27 protein-coding genes are annotated in these 26,355 nt (G+C 44.7%); 17 read left to right on the top strand and 10 right to left on the bottom strand.

Going from position 1 to position 26,355, the window contains the following annotated elements; all coding sequences use genetic code 11:
* The first annotated feature begins 137 nt into the window (after positions 1-137).
* The 4 genes from DZK30_RS09185 to DZK30_RS09170 all read left to right on the top strand — a co-directional run bounded on the left by DZK30_RS09185 (position 138) and on the right by DZK30_RS09170 (position 2,598).
* Positions 138-632, top strand: a complete 495-nt coding sequence (locus DZK30_RS09185) for a hypothetical protein (RefSeq protein ID WP_118973829.1) — start codon at positions 138-140, stop codon at positions 630-632.
* A gap of 463 nt (positions 633-1,095) precedes the next feature.
* On the top strand, positions 1,096-1,308 hold the full coding sequence (locus DZK30_RS26570) for a helix-turn-helix domain-containing protein (RefSeq protein ID WP_118973828.1): 213 nt from the start codon (positions 1,096-1,098) through the stop codon (positions 1,306-1,308).
* On the top strand, positions 1,305-1,652 hold the full coding sequence (locus tag DZK30_RS09175; RefSeq protein WP_118973827.1) for a HipA N-terminal domain-containing protein: 348 nt from the start codon (positions 1,305-1,307) through the stop codon (positions 1,650-1,652). The genes DZK30_RS26570 and DZK30_RS09175 overlap by 4 nt, the downstream gene beginning before the upstream one ends.
* Positions 1,621-2,598, top strand: a complete 978-nt coding sequence (locus DZK30_RS09170; protein ID WP_118973826.1) for a HipA domain-containing protein — start codon at positions 1,621-1,623, stop codon at positions 2,596-2,598. The genes DZK30_RS09175 and DZK30_RS09170 overlap by 32 nt, the downstream gene beginning before the upstream one ends.
* Positions 2,599-2,663: 65 nt before the next feature.
* Here the strand turns inward: DZK30_RS09170 and DZK30_RS09165 are convergent, their stop codons facing one another.
* Both DZK30_RS09165 and DZK30_RS09160 read right to left on the bottom strand, forming a co-directional pair.
* Positions 2,664-3,746 carry an NAD(P)-binding domain-containing protein gene (locus tag DZK30_RS09165; RefSeq protein ID WP_118973825.1) on the bottom strand — a complete coding sequence of 361 codons (1,083 nt, stop codon included), beginning with the start codon at positions 3,744-3,746 and terminating at the stop codon, positions 2,664-2,666.
* A gap of 13 nt (positions 3,747-3,759) precedes the next feature.
* Positions 3,760-4,782, bottom strand: coding sequence for an LLM class flavin-dependent oxidoreductase (locus DZK30_RS09160; RefSeq protein WP_118973824.1), 1,023 nt, complete (start codon positions 4,780-4,782; stop codon positions 3,760-3,762).
* A 388-nt stretch (positions 4,783-5,170) separates the two neighbouring features.
* Between DZK30_RS09160 and DZK30_RS25780 the strand changes: the two genes are divergently transcribed.
* From DZK30_RS25780 to DZK30_RS09140, 4 genes are all read left to right on the top strand, one after another.
* A complete protein-coding gene (locus DZK30_RS25780; protein ID WP_162902975.1) occupies positions 5,171-5,647 on the top strand; it encodes a hypothetical protein in 477 nt (158 codons plus the stop codon).
* Positions 5,648-5,802: 155 nt separating this feature from the next.
* Positions 5,803-6,198 (top strand): Crp/Fnr family transcriptional regulator, encoded by a 396-nt coding sequence (locus DZK30_RS26410; protein ID WP_240432891.1) that lies wholly within the window; start codon positions 5,803-5,805, stop codon positions 6,196-6,198.
* Between the two features lie 339 nt (positions 6,199-6,537).
* Positions 6,538-7,290: an SDR family oxidoreductase gene (locus DZK30_RS09145; RefSeq protein ID WP_118973822.1), complete on the top strand. Its 753-nt coding sequence runs from the start codon at positions 6,538-6,540 to the stop codon at positions 7,288-7,290.
* A gap of 462 nt (positions 7,291-7,752) precedes the next feature.
* The gene (locus DZK30_RS09140; RefSeq protein WP_118973821.1) at positions 7,753-8,340 is read left to right on the top strand and encodes a YdeI/OmpD-associated family protein; all 588 of its coding nucleotides are present in this window, start codon (positions 7,753-7,755) and stop codon (positions 8,338-8,340) included.
* A 59-nt stretch (positions 8,341-8,399) separates the two neighbouring features.
* Here DZK30_RS09140 and DZK30_RS09135 read toward each other — a convergent pair whose 3' ends face one another.
* From DZK30_RS09135 to DZK30_RS09120, 4 genes are all read right to left on the bottom strand, one after another.
* The gene (locus DZK30_RS09135; protein ID WP_118973820.1) at positions 8,400-9,041 is read right to left on the bottom strand and encodes a DNA alkylation repair protein; all 642 of its coding nucleotides are present in this window, start codon (positions 9,039-9,041) and stop codon (positions 8,400-8,402) included.
* Between the two features lie 245 nt (positions 9,042-9,286).
* Positions 9,287-9,952, bottom strand: coding sequence for a ClpP family protease (locus tag DZK30_RS09130; protein ID WP_118973819.1), 666 nt, complete (start codon positions 9,950-9,952; stop codon positions 9,287-9,289).
* Complete coding sequence (locus DZK30_RS09125) at positions 9,949-10,200, bottom strand: hypothetical protein (protein ID WP_118973818.1); 252 nt, start codon at positions 10,198-10,200, stop codon at positions 9,949-9,951. The genes DZK30_RS09130 and DZK30_RS09125 overlap by 4 nt, the downstream gene beginning before the upstream one ends.
* A complete protein-coding gene (locus DZK30_RS09120) occupies positions 10,190-10,696 on the bottom strand; it encodes an RNA polymerase sigma factor (protein WP_118973817.1) in 507 nt (168 codons plus the stop codon). The genes DZK30_RS09125 and DZK30_RS09120 overlap by 11 nt, the downstream gene beginning before the upstream one ends.
* A 213-nt stretch (positions 10,697-10,909) precedes the next feature.
* Here DZK30_RS09120 and DZK30_RS09115 point away from each other — a divergent pair, with 213 nt between their 5' ends.
* Positions 10,910-11,707, top strand: coding sequence for a helix-turn-helix domain-containing protein (locus DZK30_RS09115; protein WP_162902974.1), 798 nt, complete (start codon positions 10,910-10,912; stop codon positions 11,705-11,707).
* A gap of 207 nt (positions 11,708-11,914) precedes the next feature.
* Positions 11,915-13,588: a S41 family peptidase gene (locus DZK30_RS09110; RefSeq protein WP_162902973.1), complete on the top strand. Its 1,674-nt coding sequence runs from the start codon at positions 11,915-11,917 to the stop codon at positions 13,586-13,588.
* 114 nt (positions 13,589-13,702) lie between these two features.
* Here DZK30_RS09110 and nadC read toward each other — a convergent pair whose 3' ends face one another.
* The 3 genes from nadC to DZK30_RS09095 form a co-directional block, all read right to left on the bottom strand.
* The gene (gene nadC / locus DZK30_RS09105; RefSeq protein WP_240432890.1) at positions 13,703-14,542 is read right to left on the bottom strand and encodes a carboxylating nicotinate-nucleotide diphosphorylase; all 840 of its coding nucleotides are present in this window, start codon (positions 14,540-14,542) and stop codon (positions 13,703-13,705) included.
* A 402-nt stretch (positions 14,543-14,944) separates the two neighbouring features.
* The gene (locus DZK30_RS09100) at positions 14,945-16,807 is read right to left on the bottom strand and encodes a hypothetical protein (protein ID WP_118973813.1); all 1,863 of its coding nucleotides are present in this window, start codon (positions 16,805-16,807) and stop codon (positions 14,945-14,947) included.
* Positions 16,808-17,279: 472 nt separating this feature from the next.
* A complete protein-coding gene (locus tag DZK30_RS09095; protein ID WP_118973812.1) occupies positions 17,280-18,884 on the bottom strand; it encodes a hypothetical protein in 1,605 nt (534 codons plus the stop codon).
* Between the two features lie 256 nt (positions 18,885-19,140).
* Here DZK30_RS09095 and DZK30_RS09090 point away from each other — a divergent pair, with 256 nt between their 5' ends.
* From DZK30_RS09090 to DZK30_RS09055, 7 genes are all read left to right on the top strand, one after another.
* Positions 19,141-20,568 carry a hypothetical protein gene (locus DZK30_RS09090; protein WP_162902972.1) on the top strand — a complete coding sequence of 476 codons (1,428 nt, stop codon included), beginning with the start codon at positions 19,141-19,143 and terminating at the stop codon, positions 20,566-20,568.
* Positions 20,555-21,655, top strand: a complete 1,101-nt coding sequence (locus DZK30_RS09085; protein ID WP_118973810.1) for a hypothetical protein — start codon at positions 20,555-20,557, stop codon at positions 21,653-21,655. Before DZK30_RS09090 ends, DZK30_RS09085 begins: the two co-directional genes overlap by 14 nt.
* A gap of 14 nt (positions 21,656-21,669) precedes the next feature.
* Complete coding sequence (locus tag DZK30_RS09080; protein WP_162902971.1) at positions 21,670-22,674, top strand: RHS repeat-associated core domain-containing protein; 1,005 nt, start codon at positions 21,670-21,672, stop codon at positions 22,672-22,674.
* Positions 22,671-23,123 carry a hypothetical protein gene (locus tag DZK30_RS09075; RefSeq protein WP_118973808.1) on the top strand — a complete coding sequence of 151 codons (453 nt, stop codon included), beginning with the start codon at positions 22,671-22,673 and terminating at the stop codon, positions 23,121-23,123. The genes DZK30_RS09080 and DZK30_RS09075 overlap by 4 nt, the downstream gene beginning before the upstream one ends.
* A 1,169-nt stretch (positions 23,124-24,292) precedes the next feature.
* Positions 24,293-24,664: a hypothetical protein gene (locus DZK30_RS09065; protein ID WP_118973806.1), complete on the top strand. Its 372-nt coding sequence runs from the start codon at positions 24,293-24,295 to the stop codon at positions 24,662-24,664.
* A 24-nt stretch (positions 24,665-24,688) separates the two neighbouring features.
* A complete protein-coding gene (locus tag DZK30_RS09060) occupies positions 24,689-25,210 on the top strand; it encodes a hypothetical protein (protein WP_162902970.1) in 522 nt (173 codons plus the stop codon).
* Positions 25,211-25,215: 5 nt separating this feature from the next.
* Entirely contained in the window at positions 25,216-25,791 is a 576-nt protein-coding gene (locus DZK30_RS09055) for a hypothetical protein (protein ID WP_118973804.1), read from the top strand.
* Positions 25,792-25,845: 54 nt separating this feature from the next.
* Here the strand turns inward: DZK30_RS09055 and DZK30_RS09050 are convergent, their stop codons facing one another.
* Positions 25,846-26,250: a DUF2958 domain-containing protein gene (locus tag DZK30_RS09050; RefSeq protein WP_118973803.1), complete on the bottom strand. Its 405-nt coding sequence runs from the start codon at positions 26,248-26,250 to the stop codon at positions 25,846-25,848.
* Positions 26,251-26,355 lie beyond the last annotated feature (105 nt).

Raw genomic sequence — 26,355 nt, 5'->3', positions numbered from 1 at the left:
CTTTTGTCCCCGCAAGCTTGTAACCCAGCAATGGCGTGGAGCAGAACCCACGGTTAAAAAACGGACTGGCCGTAACAGCAAAAACGGGGTCTCATTCCGAAAAGCCTTATGAGTAGGAAATCATCCAAACTATTTTTATGAATCAGAATCTCACGCTAGCCCAGAATGGCAGTGTACACACCGATTATGAATCTGTACTGTCCTCCGTTAATTGGTGTACGCCCAACCTCATGGGCTTCAGCCTGTGTGTCAATGCCTCGGCCAGCGGCGGTATCGTAATACTGCAGCTTAACCTTCAGTCGCCCTTCGGCAGCTATTCCAAGACATTCAATATTAACTCCAATGCCTGCTTCAACTGGAACCTGCCGATCAAGCTGGGCCCTTCCATAGAGATCTGTGTCAGCAATCTAACCACCGGCCCCAGGGTGAGCTTCTCGCTGCGTGTTGGCCTTTGCCTTACCTTGCCTCTTATCGGCAAGAAATGTGCTACATGGTCGCATGATTTTGTGCTGCCCTTTATGAACGAATCCATGTTGCGTTCAGAACATGTCAGCTCTGAAGACCTGGCTGCCCTGTATGTATTGCTGGCGCACAACGCCGCTGCCGATACGCCGGTATGCAATTGCCATTAAGCAAAAGCGAATAGTAAAAAGAACCTATCCGGCAGGAAAATACCCAAAGCGCTTAAGAAGAGCTTTGGGTATTTTAGATTTACTGACTATCCCGATATAGGAAACATGAGTCAAATTTGTCTTGATAACGGTGGCTGAGCCCGTCGGAGCACCATTTATAGCTGTCCTTTCGACGTGCTCAAGGACCGGAGATTATTTTGTTTCCTATATGGGGATAGTCCGTTAACATTTTTTATTTCTTAGAATCTGTTCAATATATAAAAAATGCTGTCGTTTAGCTTGTCTTCTATCGTGTGGACATATCGCAAGCGCCAATAGAGAATGTTTTCGGTAGTATACTGCTGAAAATGATATTTTTTGAGAATGGAGAGATCTGAAGAAATAAATCGGCATTATATTGCCGATTTTATCTATTGCTTGAAAAAATTTACTAATTTTACCTAAAATCGGTATTATAACGCTGATGTGCGAAAAGGAAATAGGATTAGCGATCTCTTTAAGGAGAGAAAAGCTTGCGCTAAATCAAGCTGATCTGGCGGAGATGGCAGGTGTTGCCATCAGAACGGTTTATATGATTGAAAACGGGAAAGGGAATCCCTCCCTGAATACCTTACAAAAGGTAATGAATGTTCTCGGGTTGGAATTAACTATTGGCATCAAACAAATACGACAATGAGAGGATTGGTATACAATAATGGTGAGCTGGCAGGTTATATCGTTAAAAATGAGCTGGGGCATTTCAGGTTTCAATACAACGATGCGTACTTCTTTAACGAAGCCAGGCCTCCTGTCAGTCTATCCCTTCCGAAGTCGCAGCAGGAACATTATTCTGAAAAATTATTTTCCTTTTTTTTCGGCCTGCTTTCTGAAGGCGTCAACAAAGACATACAGTGCAGGGCCTACCAAATAGACGAAAGGGATCATTTTACAAGACTTCTGTTAACTGCAGGTGATGACACCATAGGTGCTATTACCGTAAAACCCGAAAATGATGAGCTGTTCAGGGTGCTATACGGATAAAGGCGGGGTGTATTGCTTAAAATGCAGGAAGGAGCTATTTAACGGCGCAAAGGTCCCTGCAGTGCTTGATTTCGATGCTCCCAGGGATACAAATCTTGCCGGGTACCAGAAGCACACGAAGCATTTATCCATTTCCGGGGTGCAATTGAAATACTCACTTCGCCTGGATGCCAATCGCTTGCTGTTAACAGACGAAAAAGGACAATATATTTTAAAGCCGGTTCCCCCATCGAGACAATTAGCCGCCATTGACGATGTTCCCGAAAATGAGCACCTGACGATGCAAATTGCAGCACAGGTATTTAACATCACTACGGCAGCCAACGCGCTTATTGCCTTTAAAGATGGACAAGTAGCCTATATCACCCGTAGATTTGATGTAAAAGCCGATGGTGGCAAGTATCAGCAGGAAGATTTTACACAGCTTTTAAACAAGACCAGCGATACACACGGTGAAGCCTATAAATACGAGGGCAGCTACGAAGAGATAGGCATATTAATAAGGAAGTATGTTGCAGCCGCGCTCCCCGCTTTGGAACAGTTTTTCCGGCTGGTAGCTTTTAATTATATCATCTCTAATGGAGATGCGCACTTAAAGAACTTTTCGCTCATCCGCACTGATTCCGGAGAATATCAGCTAACGCCTGCTTATGATCTTATGAGCACAGTTCTTCACACGCCACAGGAATCAGATACAGCATTGGATCTATACGAGGGGAGTATGCATTCTCCTTTCTATGAGGCCTATGGTTATTATGGCAGCGCTGATTTCCTTGAATTAGGGAAGCGGCTTGGTGTTCTTAAAAAAAGAGTAGCCAGGATACTGGATGATTTTATGCTTAGAGAACAACAGGTAATAGATTTGGTCGGGCGCTCGCAATTATCGCCAGGTAGTAAAACTATATATGTAGATAATCTGAAGGAAAGATTGAAAAGGTTAAGATAAGCAATGGGCAGCGCCGCTCTGGCGGAAGAAGGCAGCGCAGAACAGCTATCCCCGTTATAGCCTTGTTACATTCCCAGCGTAATCATCAGTTCCCTGGCCGCGGCCGCGCCGGCACGATTGGCGCCAATGGTAGAGGCCGAAGGGCCATAGCCCGCCAGGTGAATGCGGGGCTCCCTGGCGACCTCGGTGGCCAGTCTTCCGGCCATCAGGATACCGCCGCCTTCTTCCCTCGGTAGTACCGGTTTTAAATGTTCCAGGGCGCTTTTAAAACCCGTATTCCACAAGATGACATCTGCTTTCTCTTCTCTGCCATCTTCCCATTTCACACCCTCCCTGGTGATCTCGCTGAACATGGGAAGCCGGTTGAGCACGCCTCTCGCTTTCATATCCAGGACTTCGGGTGAAAGAGGTAGTCCTGTGACCGAAACCACCGATAAAGGCGGCAGGCCTTGCCTTACCCTTTCTTCTACCATCGCCACCGCATTATGGCCGGCCATATCGTCAAAAGGTCCTTGCCTGAATTCGGGCGGCCGGCGGGTAACCCAGGTGGTGGTTGTGACCTTGGAGATCTGGTCCAGCAACTGGATGGCAGAAATCCCGGCGCCTACGACGATCACATGCTTGCCTTTAAAATGATCGGCCGTTTTAAAGTCCCGGGTATGCAATTGCTCCCCCTGGAAAAGACGGGCGCCCGGGTATTCGGGGATATAAGGATTCTCCCAGGTGCCGGTCGCATTGATGATGCCTGCGGCAGAAAATAAAGTCCGGGCCGAATCAATATAAAACCGTTCCTGATGAAGATAGACCTGCTCGACCTTTAACGGCCGGTAGACCTGGATACCAAATTTCTTTTCGTACACATCGTAGTAATACGGTACGGCAGCATTGGCCTGTACGGCCGTATCATGCGTCCCAAGCGTTTCTTCGAAAGACAAGCCGGGCAGATCGTGGATCCTGTTGACCGTGCTCAGCGTAAGCGAAGGCCAACGGTACTGCCAGGCGCCACCGGGTCGTGGCGCTTCGTCGAGAACGATGAAATCGGCCCCAATGTTCAAACCCTGTTTCTTCAAATGATAGGCAGCAGATAGTCCCGCTTGTCCCGCGCCGATAACCGCGATTTTTGTTTTGTACCTGATTTTGCTGACCATCGATCATTTCTGTTTACCGCCAGCCCAGCCCGGGCGCTACATGTTCCAATATTGCAGAAAGCACGTGCACGTTATAATCCACACCCAAAGTATTGGGGATTGTCAGCAGCACGGTATCCGCCTCCTGTATCGCCTCGTCTTTGGCCAGCTCTTCGATAAGCTGATCCGGCGCAGCGGCGTAGCTCCGACCAAAAATGGCCTGCCGGTTTCCCTCCAGTACGCCCACCTGGTCGCTGCGATCGGCCTCCTGTCCAAAATAGCGCCGGTCCTGGTCGTTGACCAGCGCAAAGATGGACCGGCTTACCGAAACCCTGGGCTCATGCTGGTGTCCCGCTTCTTTCCAGGCTTGTCTAAACAAGCGGATCTGTTCGGCCTGCTGCACATGAAAGGGTTTGCCGCTCTCATCAAATTTCAGCGTGGAGCTCTGCAGGTTCATGCCTACCTGGCCGGCCCATATTGCCGTAGCATCGGAGGCCGAGCCCCACCAGATACGTTCACGCAAACCCTGGGAAAAAGGTTCCAGGCGTAGAAGTCCGGGTGGATTGGGGAACATGGGATTGGGATTAGGCTGCGCAAAGCCCTGTCCTTTCAATTGCTCAAAAAATTCCAGTCCTTTGCGGCGGCCCATATCGGCATCGGTTTCCCCGGCAGCCGGTTCGTAGCCAAAATAGCGCCAGCCCTCGATCACCTGTTCGGGCGAGCCCCTGCTGATACCCAGCTGCAGCCGTCCGCGCGAAATGATATCGGCAGCACCGGCGTCTTCGGCCATATACAAGGGGTTTTCGTACCGCATATCGATCACGCCCGTACCGATCTCGATCTTGCTTGTCCTGGCGCCAATGGCCGCCAATAAAGGGAAGGGGGATGCCAGCTGTCGGGCAAAATGATGCACCCGGAAATAAGCGCCATCGATGCCCAATTCTTCAGCCGCTACGGCCAGCTCAATAGACTGCAGCAAAGTATCGCTCGCCGCTTTGGTGCTGTACGCCGGATGGCTGGCCCAATGTCCAAAGGACAAGAAACCTATTTTTTTCATCTAAACTATATAAGCCTCAAATGTAGTAAATGCGGATGTCTTCATGTCTATGGTTGTATAGACAAACGCTAACTGTGTGAGGCGGTAGCTCTTTTTGAGGGGTGTTCCTTATGCCAAGCCCAAAAGAATAAGTGTATCGTGCGAAAGGGCACACGCGAGGGCACGCCAGCAGGTATAGCGGCAAAAGCCTGGCCCGATCTGTCTATGGATCACATGATATCTGCGAAAGGCACATCGTACCCGTTACATTTTTTCGGAGCAAGGGTCAAGAAAATACTGCATACAAATCCGGATAGCTAAGCCAATATTCAGGTGGTGAATCTATCTATTGAAATATTTTGTAATTTTCTCATCAACCACCACAAAATCTTTTAACCGCTGTTACGACATGAAACGAATCACCTCTCTTTTGGGAATACTAGCTATGATTACCGTATTTCTTAGCTGTAGCAAGAAAGACAATCAACTCCCCACAGATGCCGTCTACTCTTATTGGACGGTCAATAGCGATACTATTGCCTATAGCAACATCGTCGTAAACTCGGCTCCTATACTTACTGAATTACGTGTAATTTCCTTGCCATTATCAGAGAGTGGGCTGTCTTTCGCTTTTCAAATGGGCAGTTTACCGCATTCCGGGACTTACAAGGTGGATTATGTTGGCTCCGGACCTAAAATGTGCAATGTTTATGTTGATTACAATGGTGCTACTTACAATGTTGATCCGATGTATAATACAACCACCATCAAGGTAAGCACACTGTCTAATGGTAAAGGAAAGTATGCACTGGAGCCTACGTGGTTTTATAGGGATTTGGTTCCATCCGATAGTATCCTCGTGGAGGGCGTAATCGTTGAGCCCTGACTATCGCAGCTAATACCCGTCCCCGTGGGTGTTTTCTTGGAATTATTTAGAAAACCAGCAGTGCTGCCGGCATTACGTCCAGACCTTTGCGAAACGTAAACGACGAATAACGAAATACAAGTTGCAGATAAATCTTAATTTAGTCCTTACTTCTTATGGGAGATGGGACAGCCTTTCGCTTCTCCACTTTGCATTATCTTCCAGTTTACATCATGGCCATGGAGCAATTGAGGGAACATATTTCAAAAAGAGTGCGGTTTTCAGACGAAGAGCTGGATGTATTTCTTTCCTGTTTCAAGGAGAAAAGGGTAAAAAAGAAACAATTTATCATTCTTCCCGAATCTATTGCAAAATACCGATCCTACGTTGTCAAGGGCGCCTTCCGCTCTTATGTAGTGGATGAAGAAGGTATAGAACATACCATTCAGTTTGGTATAGAGGACTGGTGGATATCGGACTATAACAGCTATATCCTACAACAGCCTGCTACCATGTTTGTGGTGGCACTGGAGGATAGCATTGTATTGCAGATCCACTATGAAACGAAGTAAAGCTGAAAGCTGCCGGGCATGTTTACGAAACTTTTTTCCGGATAATGGCGGAAAGGTCCGCTGCCTTTCAGCAGCGCCGGGTGATGTCCAATTTAATTCAAAATGCGGAACAGCGATACCTTAGTTTCATGGAACGATACGACAACATTGCCAACCGTGTGCCACAATATGCATTGGCTTCTTATTTAGGCATGACCACACAATTCCTTTCTAAAATTCGCAGTAAAAGCCTGAGAAGTTAATCTACATTCACTTAATTCCGTAAACTGGTTTATCTTCTGATAATGGCCACCCGGGTAGCTTTGCCTCTTTATTTACATCATAAAACAGGCAAAGAACATGTCGTTAAAATTAGAGAACAAAGTAGCCGTCATCACCGGCGGCAGTGCCGGAATAGGATTGGCAACAGCTAAGCTGTTTGCAGCCCAGGGCGCGAAAGTGGCTATTACCGGCCGTAACAAGGAAAATCTGGACAAAGCCGTGGCAGAAATAGGTAGCGGCGCCATTGGGATTCAAAGCGACTCGGCCAACCTTGCTGATCTTGATCGTCTTTATTTTACCGTCGAAGAAAAATTCGGGCGGATAGATGTTTTGATTGCTAACGCAGCCGTATATGTCCTGGGACCATTGGCCGACTTCACGGAGGAAATGTTTGACAAGCAAAGCAACGTTAACTTCAAGGGGACCTTCTTTACAGTTCAAAAGGCCTTGCCTTACCTGAATGATGGCGCAGCCGTTGTGCTGTTATCATCTGTTGTAAACGAAAAGGGCATTCCTAACCATGCTTCCTATGCGGCAACCAAAGCGGCGATACGTTCTTTGGGCAGAAGCTTTTCGGCAGAATTACTGCCCCGTGGCATTCGGGTAAATGTAATAACACCCGGGCCTGTTGACACAAATGTATTTGCTCAGGTAACGGCTACACAGGAAGAAGCAGATGCTTTTAAAGCTGGCATGGCCGAATTTACGCCCATCAAACGTGTAGGTAAACCGGAAGAAATTGCGGCGGCGGCATTATATCTTTCATCACCGGAGTCTGCCTTTATGGTGGGCGCCGAATTATTGGTCGACGGAGGATTGCGCTCCCTGTAAGGAAGTACAAAGCGATGAGGCTGTTTCAAGAGGGGTAATTTTTGTCGTATTGAGGCGCAGTCGAAATACGGCCAAAATTATATCTCAGGCCTGTTCACATTTCGAGTCTCTCGATGTGGCAGGCCTGAAACCTTTTGCGACGGCCTCATTCTTTAGCATCAATAGGCTTGGTTGCGGCTGATCCGGGGGAGCAAGACTACAGTCGGATTTATGCCATTGCTCGTGCCCTGGCTTTAGGCAATGGCACAAGTATTGCCTGTTCTTGCCATACAGTTGGATGAAAGAAATCCCGGCGTATCATAGCGTGCTCTTCGTTGCTGCGGCCCGCTCTGAGATTGTAGACCTGCTATGATAGTGTAGGCCCCTTCTCTTATGCTATGGTGTCCCGATGGGCTATCTACCCCGATCAAAACATTTCCGTAAATTAGTATCGGCTGCCCTGCTTTAAACAGACAAATTTATATGAGTGCTCTGGAAAATAAGAAAGATGTACCCACCCAATCATTTGCATCCGCAAGTGCCTGGGCAAAATGGCTTGCTAAAAATCATGCGGAGCCGGATGGTATCTGGCTGCGCATCTTCAACAAAGAATCGGGTGAGAAATCCGTTACTTACGCGGAAGCGCTTGATGAAGCACTCTGTTATGGCTGGATCGACGGACAAAAGAAGAAAGTTGACAGCGATTCCTGGATCCAGAAATTCACACCACGCCGGGCACGAAGCATGTGGTCGAAACGAAACATCGAACATTTTGAACGGCTTGCCAGTGAAAAGAGAATGAAAGCTCCGGGATTGAAGGCCTTTGAAGACGCAAAGAAAGACGGGCGACTGGCAGCTGCATACGATTCACCCTCCAATGCGACAATCCCCGACGATTTTCTCAAACGCCTTGGAAAAAATGAAAAGGCAAAAGCTTTTTTTGACTCGCTGAACAAGGCCAACAAATATGCGATCACCTGGCGGCTTCAGACCGCCAAAAAGCCGGAGACCCGGGAAAGGCGTATGAGCATTATCCTGGAAATGCTGGCTAAGGGCGAGAAGTTTCATTAAAAGCAGAATGCTACTCCTGCTTGCAGGTGTATAAGCTGTCTGAATAATAGTTGTATGTCTTACAAGTTTCGCTTGCTGCTTTCAATGGTAATGAACTCGGGTAAGTATTCCGGAGTACATCCTTTTGATACCATCTTGCCTTTGTAAAGACCTGTTTTTTCTCCGAGTGCAATACAACGATTTCGCCACTTTTTGTCATAAACCCCAATCCACCCTGCAACAAAATTCATTGCCCATTGGACTTCCGGTTCTTCGTTTTCAATTTGGCTTTCAATTGTAGACAATAACGCTTCATTATTTGGAGGAGGCGTTTGCCCCATCCATCGTAAGCGACCTTGATAATACCAGAATATCCGTCTCTGAAGCTTAGAAGTACTATTTTCCCAAGACAGAATCAATGTAACTGCCTTTTTGCTCTTGGCAAGCTGATTGGCCATTAGCCAATCTGTTAGCTGATTTCTCTCATTCAATGGATGAGTCTGTATATCCTTGTCAAGATTGTTAATCAAATCCTGGGAAAGAAGCTTATTGTCCATAATCAATAGGGCCAATTGCCTGGGCAAAAACTTTTTGGTTGACCATAGTTCCATCGCCAGCTCGTGATCTTTTTTGATATCATTGGCAATCTTCCGCAAGTCTCCCAGCTTCGTTTTGGCATCGATTTGAGCCAGGATATGTTCAGCGCGTGAGGAACGTTTCATAGCAGTCTTTTTGGGGGAAAATAAATAAATTCTAGCTTTAAACAATCCTCCGCTTCGTAGTTGAATGCTTTGAGGTTGATTCCCATCAGGAATTAGAGAAAGCTTAACTGATTATCGGTGAAGTTACACAGCCCGATAGAAGAAGCGCTTTGGATAGAAGTCAATGATCCTTCCGCTCAAAATACTCCGGGAGGCGGCTTCTAAAATAATTTAATCCCCCAAAATCTCCCTTGACATCCGGCAGCTTATGCCGGATGCTGCTTGAACCCGATGGCTTCCCGATCCTTCACCGGCGCCTGAAAATGAATTTTGGTCTGCATCTCGTCCAGTGCGATAAGGTCGCCGGTATCTCCCAGCACCTCATCGATAAAGCCATAATGCAGGGCCTCCACGGAGTTCATGAACCGGTCGCGGCGGAACAACTCTTCTATCTCTTCCAGTGTGCGGCCGGAGAATTTTCCCATCAGGTAGAAGATCTGGTTCTGCAACCGTTCCTGCTCCTTATACGCGATGCGTACATCTTCCGTATATCCCTTTGCGCCGCCGCCGGTGGGGTGCATGTGGATTGTCGCGTGGGGCAGGGCATAGCGCTGTCCTTTCTGTCCCGCCGTTAGCAGGAAGGTGCTCATGCTGCCGCAGAAGCCCACGGCTACCGTGGCTACCGGCGACTTCAGCTTGAGCATGGTATCGTATATAGCAAGGCCACCATAGACTATCCCTCCCGGGCTGTTCAGGTAGAGCATGATGGGATTGTGGTTCTCGCTATCGAGGTACAGCAGCTGTGCTACGATCAGGTTGGCGACGTTTTCTTCTATGGCCGTTCCAAGGTAGACGATCCGCTCTTTCAACAGCAGACTATAGATATCGTAGGCGCCCCTGGTTGCGCTGTCGATGACGGTTGGGATAATCATATGGTTTTAATTTTATGGGCAAAATCGGGCTCGTCCAGCAGCAGTTGATATATTTCTTCGAGCCGCCGTCGCTCCTCCTTCAGGGCGTAGCGACGGATCAGCCGGTGCGCCGTGCGCTGTGCTTCCAGTTTTTCTGCGATGGCTTCATCCAGCAGGAGGCTGGCCTCAAACACCTGTTCTTCTTCTTTGCTAAGCCGGCCGAGCAGGTATTGGTCGATCAGGTATACCTCGTTCAGTTCACTGCGCATAAGCTTGTGTGGTTTTTATTGCCTCCCTGACCTTCTCCAGGCATTTGTATTTTTGGACCGTAGCCGACCGTCTTCCATTGAAGCCAAAACGGTTGGCGATGTCCTGCATGGAGCAATGGTCATAATAGAATGCCTTCAGAAGGTCCATGCATTTTTTCCCGCTTCTCACCAGGGATTCCAGGAGGCTCTGCTCCCTTTCTTCTTCGTTTGTATCTTCCGGCTCCGCCGCTTCGTATCCTTCAGGCAGTTCCGATATGGGTACCTTGCCCCGCGTATGTAGCCAGCATATCCTGGCCGTGCCCAGCAGGTAAGCCTTTGGCGAAGAATGAAGGTTCAGCTTCCTAGCCCTTTCTCTCTCTATATAGATCAGCAAAGCGTCGTGAAAGGCGTCTTTCGCTTCTTCGAGACTTCCACCCATGCGCCGGATCATCCGCGCAAAGTCGGGGAAGCTGTCTCTGTACAGACTGGTGATGGGGTCCTCTGATTGTCTCGTCATTGCGTGCCGTTTTAAGTAAGTGTATAAAAAGGTAGCATGATCACCGGAAAAACACAAAAAAAGATACAGATGACGGAAGATTGTCTTCCAACTACTCACTGAAAGTTCTTAATAGAAAATCGGATTTGTTCGACCTATATTAAGCCTTCGGGTGTTTAAGGTAATGATTCGTAAAATAAAAAGTAATTTAGAACGCAATATGAATGAATGCCAATGAAAAAAATACCTTCAAAAACGTTCCTGGGAAACACCTCCGTTTCAAAAGCAATAGGCGGCGGTTTGGTTGCATTGACGGAGTATGCTGATGACAAAATTTTTGAAGAATGGCATAGTCATGAAAATGCCAGTATCAGTTTTCTTATCAACGGCATCCACAAGGAAGATCTTTTAGGGAAACACTACAAAAGAGTCCCCGGTGATATAAAGTTTATTCCAGCCGGCGAAATGCACCGTTGCAACGACTATGCCGCCGGTACAAAAAAGATCAATCTGGATCTAAAACGGAGCCTATTACAGGCAATGGAATTAACTGAAGACATGTTATTGGAACGACTGCTTCAAAATCGTAAAACCAAGTTTACGCTGCTTAAACTGTATCATGAAATTCATAATAGGGTCGACTACGGTCAGGCATCGTTACAATTGCTGCTCTACGAATTGTTCCACCCAATGAACGCTGACAGGAAAAATAGCAGGTTGCCCGGGTGGACGCTGCGGCTGAAAGAAATACTTAACGACGAATGGGATACGCCTTTTGAATTGCATGACCTTGCGCTTAAAGCGGGGGTTCATCCTGTAACGATTTCCCGCTATTTTCCGCAGTATTTTAGTGCTACGTTAAGCAGCTATCTTAAGTCCATCAGAATTGAGAAGTCGATCAACCTGATAAAAGCAAGCTCATTATCGCTTACCGAGATTGCCTATGCCTGCGGGTTTGCCGACCAGGCACACTTCACGCGCTCCTTCAAATCCTGTACAGGTTTTCTCCCCAAAGACTTTCGTAAAATCTGATTTGCCCACTGCTAAAGGCTAATTACATTCAATTATTCTTTTGGTAATGCACATACATTTGCAGGCATAGCCAAACCATCAGGCCTACTGTAAATGAAAAGAGCTGCCTTCAATCCAATTCTGTTTTTCCTTCTATTCATTTTAAGGGGGGGTCTGGCCAGTGCCCAGTCCCCAACTTACAGCGAGTCTGTTGATAAGGCAAAAAAGTTGTATGATGCAAAGGATTACAGGAATGCGGCTATTGCTTATTCCGCCGCCAACAGATCGGTCACGGAACCAGACCCGTCCGACGTTTATAACGAGGCCTGCTCCTGGGCCCTGGCTATGGAGCCGGACAGTGCTTTCAAAAGTCTTAAAACGATCGTTGGCGTAAGCTTCTTTAGATATACCTTATTAACTACTGATAAGGATCTGATCACACTGAGAAAAGATAAGCGCTGGCAGCTCCTGCTTTATAAAATTGAAAAAACCAGGCTAATCAGGTTGAGTAAGGCTAAATTATATCAGGACTTTGACTTAATGGTGTCCTCATTGAAAGAAGCCCATACCGGCCTTTACTGGTATAATTCAAGACCGGCTTTTGACAGTATATGCAATGCCCGGCGGGCGCTGATAAGAGACGGCATGAATGCGTTGCGCTATTACAATATTATAGCCCCGGTTGTTGCATCCACCAGGGAAGGCCATACTTACACCAGGTTGGGTGACCAGGCATCGGCTTTTATGGTATTTAGCGCTACATATTTCCCTTTCCATATTAAGTTTTTGAATAGCCTGCCGTATATCATTAATGACCTGGGCGCTATAAAAGTAAAAGGGCTTGTGTTGTCCAGGATCAATGGTGTCCCGATGGACGAGATCATGAAGCGGTTTTTGAGCCTGGAGCCATCGGACGGATTTAACATGACCAGCAAATACAGATGGATAGAAGAGAACGGCAAATTGTCGACCTATTACGCCTACAGTTTTCCGACAGTGGGTCATTTTACCATCGAAGTAAGTGACCCATCTACGGGGCAAAAGCAGGTTTTCTCAGGTATTCCATCTGTTACTTACAACTCGTTTGCTAAAAGCTATCGTGAAACGGTTGGCAACATACCCAATGCGACGTACACCGTGCCTGCGAGCCTTAAGTTTGACAGTACCGCGCACAGCGCTATCCTTACCTTTAACTCGTTTGCAAGCGATGAGTATGATGCTGTTAAAATGGAATTTCACCAATTTGTAAAAGATGCCTTTGCACAGATAAGACAACAAGGTGTAACCCATCTCATTATTGATATCCGGAATAATGGCGGGGGAGACGAAGGCTTTGAAGATTATTTGCTTTCGTTCCTGATCAGCAAGGATTATACCAAGTATAGATATGTCCAGGCCTCGTCTTTCAGCTATTCATTTTATAACAATTCGGATTATAAGTTCGACTGGCAGAAGCTGGAGAAAATGCTGAAAGGCGAACATTACCTTGATAAAGATGGAAGCATACTGAGAAAGCCCGGAATAGAAGAACACGAAAAGCCACAGACGAATCCATACACCGGGGACCTTTATATACTGACGAGCGGCTTAACTTATTCTGGAGGGGCTGAATTTGCCACACTGGCAAAAAATTATACAAAAGCCATTTTTATTGGCGAAGAAACCGGCGGTGGCTATTATGGCAATACAAGCGGCAACCGGATTGTATTAAAACTGCCCAACTCACAACTCCGGATTGGCATACCCTTACTAAAATTTGTATTGAATACGCCGGACGAGTCCGTGCCTTTTGGTCATGGCGTGATCCCTGACTACCCCTTACAACCCACTATAGCGCAATACCTGCGCGGCGATGATGCAGAAATGGGTTTTGCAAAAGACTTGATCAGCAAAAAGAAATAACATAATAGGAAGACTTAATGTGCTATTCCGTTTCTTCCAAATGCGTTCTTTATTTCCTTCTACCTGTCACACCTGGTTTCAGGTTGCTGATGAATACAAAAAGGTGCATCTTCGTCATGCCAGTTGTGCCTTTAAACTCAGGTCCATGCTCACCGCTTGATTGGTGATAGCGCCGCACGATACATAATCGACACCCGTGCGTGCATAAGATACGATGTTATCAAGGTTGATACCGCCCGATGCTTCGGTCTCGTACCTGCCGCCTATCATTTCAATAGCCTCTTCCAGTAGTTCCGGCGAGTAATTGTCGAGCATAATGCGGTGCACATTGCCTGTTGTCAGCACACGGCGCACATCATCCAGGTTACGGGTCTCTACCTCTATTTTCAGATTGAGGTTGTTGGCCGCCAGGTATTCATTGGTCTTCTGTATGGCCAGCTCAATGCCCCCGCAAAAATCTATGTGGTTGTCCTTGAGCATGATCATATCGTACAGTCCCATGCGGAGATTGTACCCGCCGCCAATGCGTACGGCCTGCTTCTCAAATGCGCGGAACAGCGGGGTGGTCTTCCGGGTATCGAGTATCCTGGTTTTATAACCCTTTATTTTATCGACATACCTGTTGGTAAGGGTTGCAATGCCGCTCATGCGCTGCATGCAGTTGAGCACCAGCCGCTCGGCTTTCAGTATGGTATGCACACTGGCCTCAACGGTAAACGCTGTTTCGCCATGGCGCACCGCATCTCCGTCTTTTTTGTAAAGGGTGAATTGGGCCTCTTTTTCCAGATGATAAAAGATATCCTGCGCCACCTGCATACCAGCCAGAATGCCGTCTTCCTTAATTTTAAGAACCGCCTTCCCTTTTGCGCCCGCCGGTATGGAGGCCAGCGTAGAGTAATCGCCGCTGCCCACATCTTCCAGCAATGCTGCGGCAATGAATTCCTGTGTTGTCAATGGGTCTTGTATTTAAGGACGTAAAATTCGGTAAATACAGGCTTAACACCAAATAAGCATTGGAGATATTCCCAAGCTCAGCGCATCTATCTGACAGGCTATGTGAGGTGGTAAGAACTTTGCCTCAAGCGTTAATAAAATCCATTACCGGATATAGGACAGTAAATGTTGTGGGGCTGTTGTCGTGAAAAAGAAAGCCGACCCGGGAGGATCGGCTGTAATGTGTGCCCCTGAAGGGAGTGTAGTTAAACACTTTATTGTAATTTCCATCAGGATTTGGAACGATTGCTATTGATTATCAATCAGATTATGTAGTCTTTTTGATTTTTGTTTTCTTAAAGCTCTGTATAAGCTAATTAATGGTTGAAGGCAAAAAATTTTGTTTAAACGACTCAAGCACAATCAATAACTGTTAGGTATGACCTGATGATTATGATGATCATAACAAACATAGCGAATGATAACACCTAATTTTTTTGATAAATGGTTTAGGTATTTCAGTTCTATTTCCCCTGCAGGAAGGTGGGAAACAATAACAAATTCGTTAGTTAAGCATCCATCCGGAAAATAGGCATACTCCAATAATTGTCCGACTGCCACCCGAATCGAATATCGGCAATTAGGATAAGTTTTAACCTCGTAAAATATGTGTTTCCCATCGTTTGTTAGCTCTAATATATCGATGCGTGTCTTATCTCGTATTTTATAACTTTCCGTAAATATTTTGTGTCCAGAGGATATTTGTTCTCGCAGGTATTTAGCATACCCAGTTTGAACCTTGCGATGAACGTTCTCAAGTTCAGTTAAGTGGTGAGTATAATTTCTCGTTATTGTTTTCAAAGGCTGGTCTTCCATCTCGCTTCCATATATAATGGTTGTCACTTTTTCATCATCGTTTGACAAGGCCTTGAATTCTGGTAGTTTTTTTAACAAAGGAAGATTATAGTGATTAGATGGGATTTTGTCGGTGTCTCTAAAAGGTTCGTAATTATACAAGACTACATCTTCCGGACGAAATCGGACATTGAAACGTTTAGAGTCTCTCGTTTGCATATAATGAGTGCTTCCTACGTCAGAGAATGCGTCCAATTGGCTGTTCTGTTCCTCCAGCCATTTTTCACTCCTATATCGGCGGCTTATTTGTTCGGATATTTCAGAATCAATCACATAGGCGTTCTGAATTCTTGCAATCCAGAACCATTGTCCTTCTATAGATTCATGTGCAAATAAAGTAAGGTTATATGTTTCACCAATATGGTGATCTGCATTTACGGCCTCCATCCTAGCGTAATGAAAATCATCGAGAACTTTATCAAAATCAAAAAGCCATTCTTCTGGAGTATAGCCGTATCGCTTCTCTTGGGTGTCTGCTCTGCTGATGGATTTTCCTGATCTGCCTGAAGGCTTAACCCATTCCCGTGAATTCCAAGTAATTCGAGCAGCCATTTCAGGAGTACGGTTTCTTACTACTTGAATTGCCTCCAGATAAACATCGAAAGTACTGTCAATATATTGTTTTGAAAGAATAATAATTTCCTCCCACTGCAATTTATTATTCAATTCAATAAACTGCTTCTTAATATTTCTAGTACTTAATAAATCATCGAACACCTCTTGTTCCTCTATAGTCATTTTCGACCTGTAGCAATCGAGCTTAATTAGTAAGCGTGAATGCACAAAGCCGTGCAAAGGTGGGCCATCGACACCAACAGTGTAAAATACTTTTTCATGATGATAAACGTTATGATGGAGACGATACCAGGAATAAGCTTTGAAGGCTTGTTTGGTGCTATTATTCCGCTGTTCGTTCCAACTTACGCGGCCTTTTCTTTTAAAGTCTTTTATGTGTGTTATACGGTCAGCCCAAGCTTTTGATCGTTCCCAGATATATTGCGCGATAAAATCACCAGCATTCCTCGATATAGGGTCATTATGATCGTATGGAGTATTCACACAGTGATCAAAGAACAGTAACTCTTCATTTGTAAAAAAGCCTTCAGGATTTTTACGTTCGTTGCAAAGAATCGGAAATCCTCTTTTAATCAGAAAATCATTAGTTTCAGTTCCGCCACTAAAAGATGATGCTGGCCACTGCGTACCATTGGCAAAAATATTTGCGTAAGAGATAATTATTTTTGGCGGATAAATTCTCCTATCAAAGTACAAATTGTAATCTTTAGCTTCTCTACGTGAATTGTATCCTTGTTCGTTGACCAATTCGATAGCCTGTATAATATGCGAAGATTGAATGTTAGACGGGATCATATTGCTTGTGATTTTAAACGGTATTTTACCAATTAAAAGGACGTATCAAAAAGATGAACCAGTAATTTCTCAGTCTATCTTTGAGTATGATGGATTGTCAAAAGCTGCTTCTCAAGGTAAGAATTTAAATCTTTCACTTTTGAATAAATTAAATGGGAATAAATTTCTCAGAACTTCCCCCCTGCCGGCGGACGCGCTAGCGTGTTACACTTTGTCTCTAGATATAATAAAAACAAAACAGGCTCCTCCATCGAGAAGCCTGTTGTAGTTTTTGAGTGTTCAAGTACACTCCCGTTTGTGCCCCTCATGGGAGCGTACTTGAACACTTTGGGGATAATTCTATGCAAGAATTAGAAAGAATATTGTTGATTGTAAGTGAAATTATTAAATAATTGAGCTTAAATACAATCAAAATAAATAATCAAATCATCAATATGAATGATCGTTGTTCGATAAGCGTATCAAATCTTCATCAATCGTTTTTTACGTAGAATTTTTTGATTATATCCTTCTCTTTATTGAATCCGCTAGCTTCTAATAATTCAAGTAGATCGTTATGAGCATAGCCGGCATTTAGTTTCGATGGTTTAAGCTTGCTTTTATTCATTTGTTCAATGAAAGCCTTGCCGTCATCCCAAAAATTGGCTGATGTTATAAAGGTAGCTTTAATCGGCTTTTGAATAAACATGCTTTCCTTAATGTATTGTTGGGCAAACGGAAATGTCTTTCTGAAGAACCATTTTAATGTGGCTTTTGTATTTGCATCGCCTAGATTGATTACTGATGCAGAAGTGTAGCCTTTTAGCTCTACAATGACTACTTCAGCAGGGTTGCTGGAGTCTATTATATAATCATATTCATAGTAAACCTTCTTCCCATCCAGTTGCATTGATAGAGTGCGTCCTCGCTCCATACTGGCATTTGGATATAAGTGTGAAAGTATAGGATACATTAAGGCTTCAAATAGGACACCTTTTAAATCCTTCAGTGCATCTTCTTGGCCCGACTCTCGAATTGTGTTTAGGATTGATTCTACTGCCTCGTCAATATTATCTACATTAGAGAGATTATTAATTTCGTTTAACTCTTGTATTACAGAGTAAATTCTCGTTCCGAAAATGGAACCGATATCAAACGCAATAAAGCCCAGTTTTCCGATTTTATTTAAAACAAGATCTGAACATTCTTTGTAGATTATGATAGGCAATATTTTTCGATTGTGTTGAATTACAGAGTGCTTATTTATCTGAACCCTCGATAAAAATCCGTCTAAATTGTCTTGGCTATATTCAGTTGCAAGAACGACATCCAGTACAACTAAGGTTTGCTTTTCTAGCGTGTCGGCTTTCACCGCCACTGTGGGATTTATACCTGTTGCTTTTGTATAGCCAAATGCATCCCAAAGTAAATTATTATGCTTGGCACCTACCGAAGGAGTCTTCTTGTTCCTATAAATATTTTGTGATGTTCCAATTATATTTGTATTGTACAACCACTTTAAGATATCAGGAATAAAAGAACAGTCCAAAACCATTTTTGAATATTGTTGATTCATCAACGATAATTCCATTGTCTCTGGCAATGCTGCTCCATCAGCTTTATTTAAAATATAATTGACGTTATTGCTATCTGCCTTTTCATACACAATGTTCATTTTAGTAAGGATTTTTATGATATCCCTTAAAGATTGAACTTTTGTTGACGATGTTTCTTCTGGCGAAGCTGTGAGTTTTAAAGCCTCATAATATGAAACAATACCGCCGTTATTGTCCATATAATTCATAAGGCGGTAGATTGGAGGACGGTGTTTTTGGCAGATCGTTTTTATTCTGCTGGATGTTAGTTCTACATCAGGCAATAAATAAACATACTGTCTATTACCGAATGTATAGGGCTTAGACGATTTAATTGTATCTGAAGCAGAAGCCCGACTCACGATTTTTCTAGCATTGCTATCGGATATCGAAAACTTTTCAGCCAAGAGTCTGTTAAGCTCTTTGCCTGATTCAAAGAGCCTTTCACCCAATATCTCAAGTAAGAAGCTATTATATTTTTCCTGTTCTGGTATTTTAGTCATGTCACACTGCCCTTATTAATTTTATTTTTACTTATTAGCGAGTCCTCGTTTTTTTTGCTATTGCCGATTATTGGTTATTATATCATTGATAGTAAATGATTTACATTTTTGAAATGTTTAAAACACTCCAGTCATAAACATTAGTTATGTCACCGCTTTCTCAAAAATAAGCTTTTCCAGATACTTTACAATACGATTATTTAGGGTCTGCTGGCTTAGAGGTCGTCCTCACGGTAGCAAGCGCTTCGATATAAGAATGAAGCATTTATTTGAAAATAAAATATTTACCTTAGCCTCACCAAACCTAAAACACTATCAACCAATGCGAACACTGTTTTCGTTGGCTTTCGGCATTTTCTTTTCTTCGGCTGCTCTCGCCCAGAGCTGGCAAATGCCGCAATTACCACAAGAGCCGCAACCTGCGACAATTCAGCCTGCCAATGTTGTGCGATTTAATTCTGGCACTCCCTCAACCAGCCCAGCTTTTCAAAACAAGCAACCGGACGCAATGGCTATTTATGAAGCTGACCGCCGCAGGCTGGAACAAGAGCAACGGCAAGAGGCTTTGCAAAAACAACAAATTCTGGATGAAATTGCAGACGCATTTGGCCCCAAAACTGGCAGCGGTTATGCTGCTGCTACACTTCCGGGCAATCCCGAAGCTGCTGCCTATGTACAGGCATATAATCAGCTAAACAATATGCTGACGGGCCAACAGCCTGCCAGTCTGAAGCAGGCTGTTTTCATCGTCGAAAATGCATGGTTCGATAACAAGATGAATTATGCCGCATACGATCAGCGTATCCGCAATCTTGTTGAGTTTGCCCGGCAGAAAATGAGGCAGGATAAAGCAGATACGGGGAATGAAGCTAAAAATTACATGCTGTTTCGTCTTTTGAGCGAACCGCTGACGATCACCGACCCTCGAACCGGAAAGAAAGCGACAAGCACACCGCTCCATTATGACTTTGACGATTTCTATGGCCGTGAAGACTGGACGAAAATGTTCGTCACGAAGCTGCTAAATACAGGCTATGGGCAATGTCATTCCATGCCGCTGCTGTTCAATATACTGGCCGAAGAATTCGGCGCAAAGGCTTATATGAGTTTCGGCCCTTCGCATTGCTTTGCCAAGTATCAAAGCGGCAGCACATTTAAAAATGTGGAATTGACCAACGGGCATATAACAACCGATGCGTTTGTTCTGGCAAGCGGCTATATCAAGGCTTCGGCACTTCGCAGTCACATCTATCTTGATACCGTGGGCTTGCAACAGCAGATTGCCTTTCTTATAGGCGATCTGGCGGCGGGCTACATGCGCAAATTCGGGTCGGATTATTTCGTGGGCCGCTGTATCGAAACGGCGCAAAAATATTATCCGAACGATGCCCATGCAATGGCTATGAAAGCGAACTATATCACGGATATGTTCAAGCAAAGCCTTGCGCAGTTAGGTGGTATGCCAAAGGAACAGGTTTTGCGTATTCCGAACATGAAGAAACTCCACGATGCTATGCTTGCATCTTATGCCGATCTTGATAACGCCGGATATGCAGAAATGCACGCCGAAGAATATGAAGACTGGCTGAAATCTGCTGACGAGCAAAAAAGGAAACAGGATTACGAATTATTCCTGCACTATCAGAAAACGCATAAACCGACTTTATCCAATGGGGCTAATTAAATCAGGCTTTATCTTTAGCGTCTTTGTTCTGTTGCTTGGCTTTCAGGCGGCGGCGTACCGGGACAGTCTGGCTATAAAGGCAGATTATCAAACAGCCTTTAATCGCCTGAATACAATGCTTGAAAAGCATGATTATAATTTCAAGGATGCGGTCTATGCGGTTGAGAATGCCTATTTCGGCGGCGGCATATCATATCCCGCTTATGATGCCGAAATAAAGAAGCTGGCCGGGCTGGCAAGGTCCGTTCTTGCTGCCAATCCGATCAATTATCATTTCAAAGACAGCGCAACGGTAGGCATTTATGCCGCTATCTTCCGACTTATGACCGATAGCGTAGCACTTGCGACCGTGGACGGCAAAATATTATACCATCAGCCTTACAGATACAATTTTTCAGATTTTGACGGTTCAACCAATTGGGCAGATATGTTTGTGGCGACCTTGCTGGAAACGCACAAAGGCAACTGCCATTCTATGCCCTATCTGTACAAAATGATTGCCCATGAATTAGGGGCAAAGGCATGGCTGTCGCTGGCTCCGAACCATATTTATCTAAAGCTGCTTTCCGAGCAAGATGGCTGGTATAACACCGAGCTTACAAGCGGTCAGTTCCCGATAGACGCATGGGTCATGGCTTCTGGCTATGTGCATCTGAACGCCATTCAAAACGGCATTTACATGGACACGATTGGCGATAGACAAAGCATAGCCATGTGCCTTGTTGATCTTGCACAAGGCTACGAAGTATTGAAAGGGCTGGGAACGGATAGTTTTATGTTGCAATGCTGTATCACAGCCCTGAAATACTTCCCTGATCATATTAACGCCCTATTGCTACAATCTAAAGTCTATGAACGGCAATTTTCCAGCAATATGAAAGCCTCCGGGATTACTGATTTCAAAGCCTATATTGCCCGAGATACAAACGCTAAAGCCGATTACGTCCGTATGAATGATCTGGTAACAAAAATCCATAGGTTAGGATACAGGCGTATGCCGGTAAAAATGTATCTGGAATGGCTGGCAGAATTGAAGTCGCAGCAAAACAAATATTCAAATAAAAAAATCACTAATTTCACCGAGTAAACACCCAAACACCTATGCATCGCTTTATAACAATGGGCCTTGCCTTTACCCTATTAAACGGACTGGCTTTTGCCGGGGATGGCAATAAAGAAGTGCTGACCCTTAGCAAAGGAAAGTATGTCGAAATATTCGATCAGGACTCCACCGAACAAGTCGGCAATATCATCTATAATATCAACAGCGGGCAGATTGTGGGGTTTGCGCCCGATCAAGAAATAACCGCCGCTGCGATGCCGCCCGAAATCATAAGCCGCTGGCTGCAAATTGACCCGCTAGCCGCTAAATACCCGAGCATTAGTCCTTACGCGTATTGTGCCAATAACCCAATCTTGTTTGTTGACCCTGATGGGGCCGAACTTATCTTTCACGGTGATGCCGCCGATGTGAATGCAACGGTTCAACGAATGCAAAGCGCAGTCGGTGGTTCCTACACCGTAGCTCCCAATTCCAGTGGCTCAATTGTCATGACCCCTAACGCTTCTTTCTCTGGTACGGTTTCGACGCAACAACAGGCGGCAATCGATGCCTTCCTGCCGATTACAAGCCTTGAAACAGGGAAAACGACAATAGGCATTGTCAGGAATAGCGATGAGGTCAATGTCGGCAATTTCAAGACCGGGCAGATTGATATCGGTGATGTCGAGCAATACGATAATATTGACAATATCAGTGGCTCACCCACGGCGCTTTCAGGCAATGGCAAGCTTATTCATGAAGCTAATGAGCAATTCCAAAAACAGGCGAACGGCATGGGTGAACTGGACGCACATAATTCCTCAATTGATGCAGAAAACAAGTATAATGGTTCTACTCGTCAAAAAAGCGTGATGGATGGAAAGGTCATGATCTCTCCTGATACAAGAATTAATCCGACAGGTGATAAAACTACAGAACAAAAAGAAACGAGAATGAATGCATCAAACGGAAAACCCGTTATCATTCAGGAAACATATCAAATGACTGGAACTAAGAAAGGGGTGATAAAAGAAAACCTAACTGGAGTAACGCAAATGCCATGATAAAATATCTTTTATTTTTATGCCTGTTTGCAACACAGGATATCGCTGTGACCAATATCTGTAATAGTGGTTGTACGATGCAGGCTCCGGGAAATGAATATAGGTTTAAAGACTTACCCCGGTACAAGCGTCATGATGATGATGGAAAGGCAAAGGAAGCCTGCGGGAAAATTATCGAAAACAGGACGAACAAATATAGCATGTCACTGACCGAATTTTCACCTATGTTCGACAGCAGTTATATACGTATTGCCGACAGTAACTTTGTGAAAACTTATAACGGCAATGTCGTTACCTTCTACAGAGCGAAAAGAAAATATATCGCGGCTGATTGGTTTACCATCATAGAACCGAAGAGCTGTTCGGCGAAATGGGTTGTCCGTGTGGATCAGAAAGATTTTGCGTCTTTTGAAAAAACGATCAGCGCGATTTCATTTACACAACATTAAAAGTGCCGTGCCAGTGGCGGTTACCCGTCTTCCTTTCGTCCGCCTATTTTAAATCCAATCAGGAAAGAGCCAATTATTGCTATTATAACAAGCACCAAAATTTCAGATGTAATATTCTGAAATTTTTTGTCTATCATGGATTTAACCATCATTAGACTTGGCATTAAGAATGTAATGATTCTGAAAAAACTGTCGAGGAATTGCTTTCTACCCATAAAATGATGGTTTATTGAAATCCATCATTTTCAATTTAGAGAAGCCGTTAATTTATTTGGAAAATTAAAACAGAAGCTTTACCTTCGCGCCCCCAAAAATGAAAATTTGTGGATTTTTTTTTAATCCCATCTTGGGCCGTATTCCACAAAAGTAAGAAAATATTCAATCCAATCTTCGCTTTTTTGAGCACATTTTCTTCCTATTCTTAAATGATTTGCGATTAACAGATCGGCAGAAGCTATCTCCTGCCTTTTGATAAGCCGCACGTAGCCAGCGAACGGTGTAGCAGGCAAGGTTTTTGGAAAAAAAATACTACCCCATAAACACGCACCGGCGAGAGCCGGATAAAAAAGGGGTGGAGATTATTTTGCCAAAACCCGCAAGCGTAGCCTTAAAGCTACGCGCCGACCTTGCAGGCTGCAACGGACGCAGGTTATCTTTGCTGCGTCAAATGGCTGGAATAGTAACAATGGAAACGCAATAGGGATGTGCAATGTCGCCGATTAAACCGCGGGTGCAAAGCACCGAACCCATATAGCAGCCTGACCCGAAGGGATTGCCCATATATTTTGTTTTACACTAAAGCAAATTGTAAATTTGCTGCTTAACAAAGAACATGGCATAAATAATAAAAGCAAGTAACACCACATAACAAAAAGCGACTACAGCTTTTTCCCTCTTCAAAACTCGCAAACTTTAATCCGGGAAAAATGATGTAAGGACGCGCCATCATAGGCGTGGACTAATCATTTCCGGATGGGCATCGCGAGTGCCTGAAGAGGGGTGATGATGTTCACGCCTTCTTTTATATACGTCCTGCTCTCTTCAAAACTCGCAAAATGTTTAAAAGGAAACACCCCTCTGGGAAGCCTGCGCTTTCCCCTGCGTGTACACGCGCCACAATTCCCATTTACGGCTTTAGGCCGAAACTCTTAACCCTTGCTGCTGGCTACTTGTTGCTTACATCGCTGACGGGCTGCAAAAAAGAAGACCAATGCGGTATTAAGTCCGGCGGTAATGGCTTTGTGCCTTCCGTGGATAAGCCCGTCATGTTCTGGCTTAACCAAGACTACAAGGCCGGAAAGCTGACCATTACCAGCATGGTAAGGCACAAGACAGGCAAGGAAGAAAGCTATTCCGGCTGGGCGCAGATATTGCAGTATTACAACAGCCAGCCGGAATGCGGTGCATCAGGTGTCGCGCAAATCAGTATCGATAAAGGGCAGCAGTACGACTACACCTTTACCGGGGAAGATGGCCGGACTTTTACCGGGTCTTTCACTACTGATTGCACCGATGATTGCCAAGCCGTCTTAGTTCAATAACATTAAACCCATTCTACAAAGAACATGAAACTATTCCTTACTGCCGCAACTGCGGCAATGCTTATGCTTGCCTCGTTTTGCGGTAATGCACAGGGCTTCGGTAATATCCCTGTTACTAAAGGCACTTCACCAAAGTTTATCTGGACGAACTGGACGAAAGCACCGCAAAGCCTGAAAGACGCTTCCAAACTGATTACTACACGCAGGGGAATCACGTTATATGATTTCATCCAAAGTGTGCTGACAGAAGAAGATGTTGCTTACCCGGAAGTTGATATTGCCCTGATTGACCTCAATGGGGATGGTGTACTCGGTATCGGTGTTCAGCTGCGGTCACGTAGCTGGTGCGGCACTGCCGGATGTGCTTATGAAATGTATGATAACGCCGGGATCATATATGTGATCGTAAGCGATCATGATCTGAAACCCGCTGTGAATGGCGTTGAATCCAGCGCGAAGAAGTATTTCGTAATGGAAGCCAACAAAAAATGCCAATACCACGGGATCAACGATACCCCGGCCATATTTATAACCAAAAAAATCTAACCCTTATGAAACACAATACAATTTTCCTTTCCGGCATAATCGCCCTTGTTGCCTGCCTGTTCTCCTGTGGTAAAGACAATCCGGCACCAGATAACAATAACAACGGCAATAACAATAACGGGAACAATACCGCTACAACCCTTCCGGTGAACTGTGATTTTTCAGTCCTGCAACCTAAAGCGGCAATCCAGAACGTGAACGGTGTAAATTATACCTATACGCTAAACATACCCGGAAGCATTTTGAACCCTGATGGTACTTGGAAGCCATGTGTTCCAACTGGCACGGATAGTTTCAGCACTGGAAGCAATTTCTGGCACGGTACTGTTATTCATGGGGTATTGATCGGCGATGTAAGCAAGCTGCCAGCAATAAACAAAGTGACCATCAAGGCACAGATTTCACAGGCCAACCAAGGAACACAAATACGCCTGTGCGATGGCAACGGCATCGTTGCGGAATCGGCGCAGAACAACCAAGCCGATACCATTACAGAAGTGCTTAATGTTGGGGGTAAGAAAGCTGAAAAGCTTTATTACTATGTAGGCGAGGCAACCGTATTTTCAGTGCTGATTGAATAAGCTCGTGGTAACCGATCAATACAACAAAGGCCGCCAGTGATGGCGGCCTTTTCGTTACTGTTTTAAATGCGGTAGCTTTTCTTTCTTTAATTCTTGTGCTGCTATTTGCAAAGGTGAATCCTCTGTTACAATCATATCCGCAGCATTGGCAGCAAAGGCATAAACGCTCATTGGGTATTCAGCTTCAAAGTAAAGATCACGTTCTACGCTGAAAATACCCCCTGCTTTTACCGATTGTAATTCGGAAACCCGTACTGTGCCCAGCTCCGGGAAACCCATTCCAAGATCGCAAAGGCCAAAGGCAATGTCCGGGTCTTCATAGTCCAGTTCACTTAGCAGCCATGTGCAGCCCGTGCCGGGCAAGAATAATTTTACCACTGGTGCATGATCTTTATCCCTGTTTTCTGGCTGGCCGTTTTCATTAAGTTTCTTTCGATGTTCTTCGGTCAATAGCATCATTTTATTATCTCCGCAGTTGTAAAAAATGCGCGATAACACTTAGTAGGAAAGTATGCTTTCTGGGGAAAAAAGAGAATTTATCTATGACGATAGATATCAATCCAT

Origin of the sequence: Taibaiella koreensis, from assembly GCF_003545715.1 — a bacterium.
In the GTDB taxonomy this organism is placed as follows: domain Bacteria; phylum Bacteroidota; class Bacteroidia; order Chitinophagales; family Chitinophagaceae; genus Taibaiella; species Taibaiella koreensis.
The sequence above is the reverse complement of the archived record's forward strand: the minus strand, read 5'-3'. Positions and strand labels throughout refer to the sequence as shown.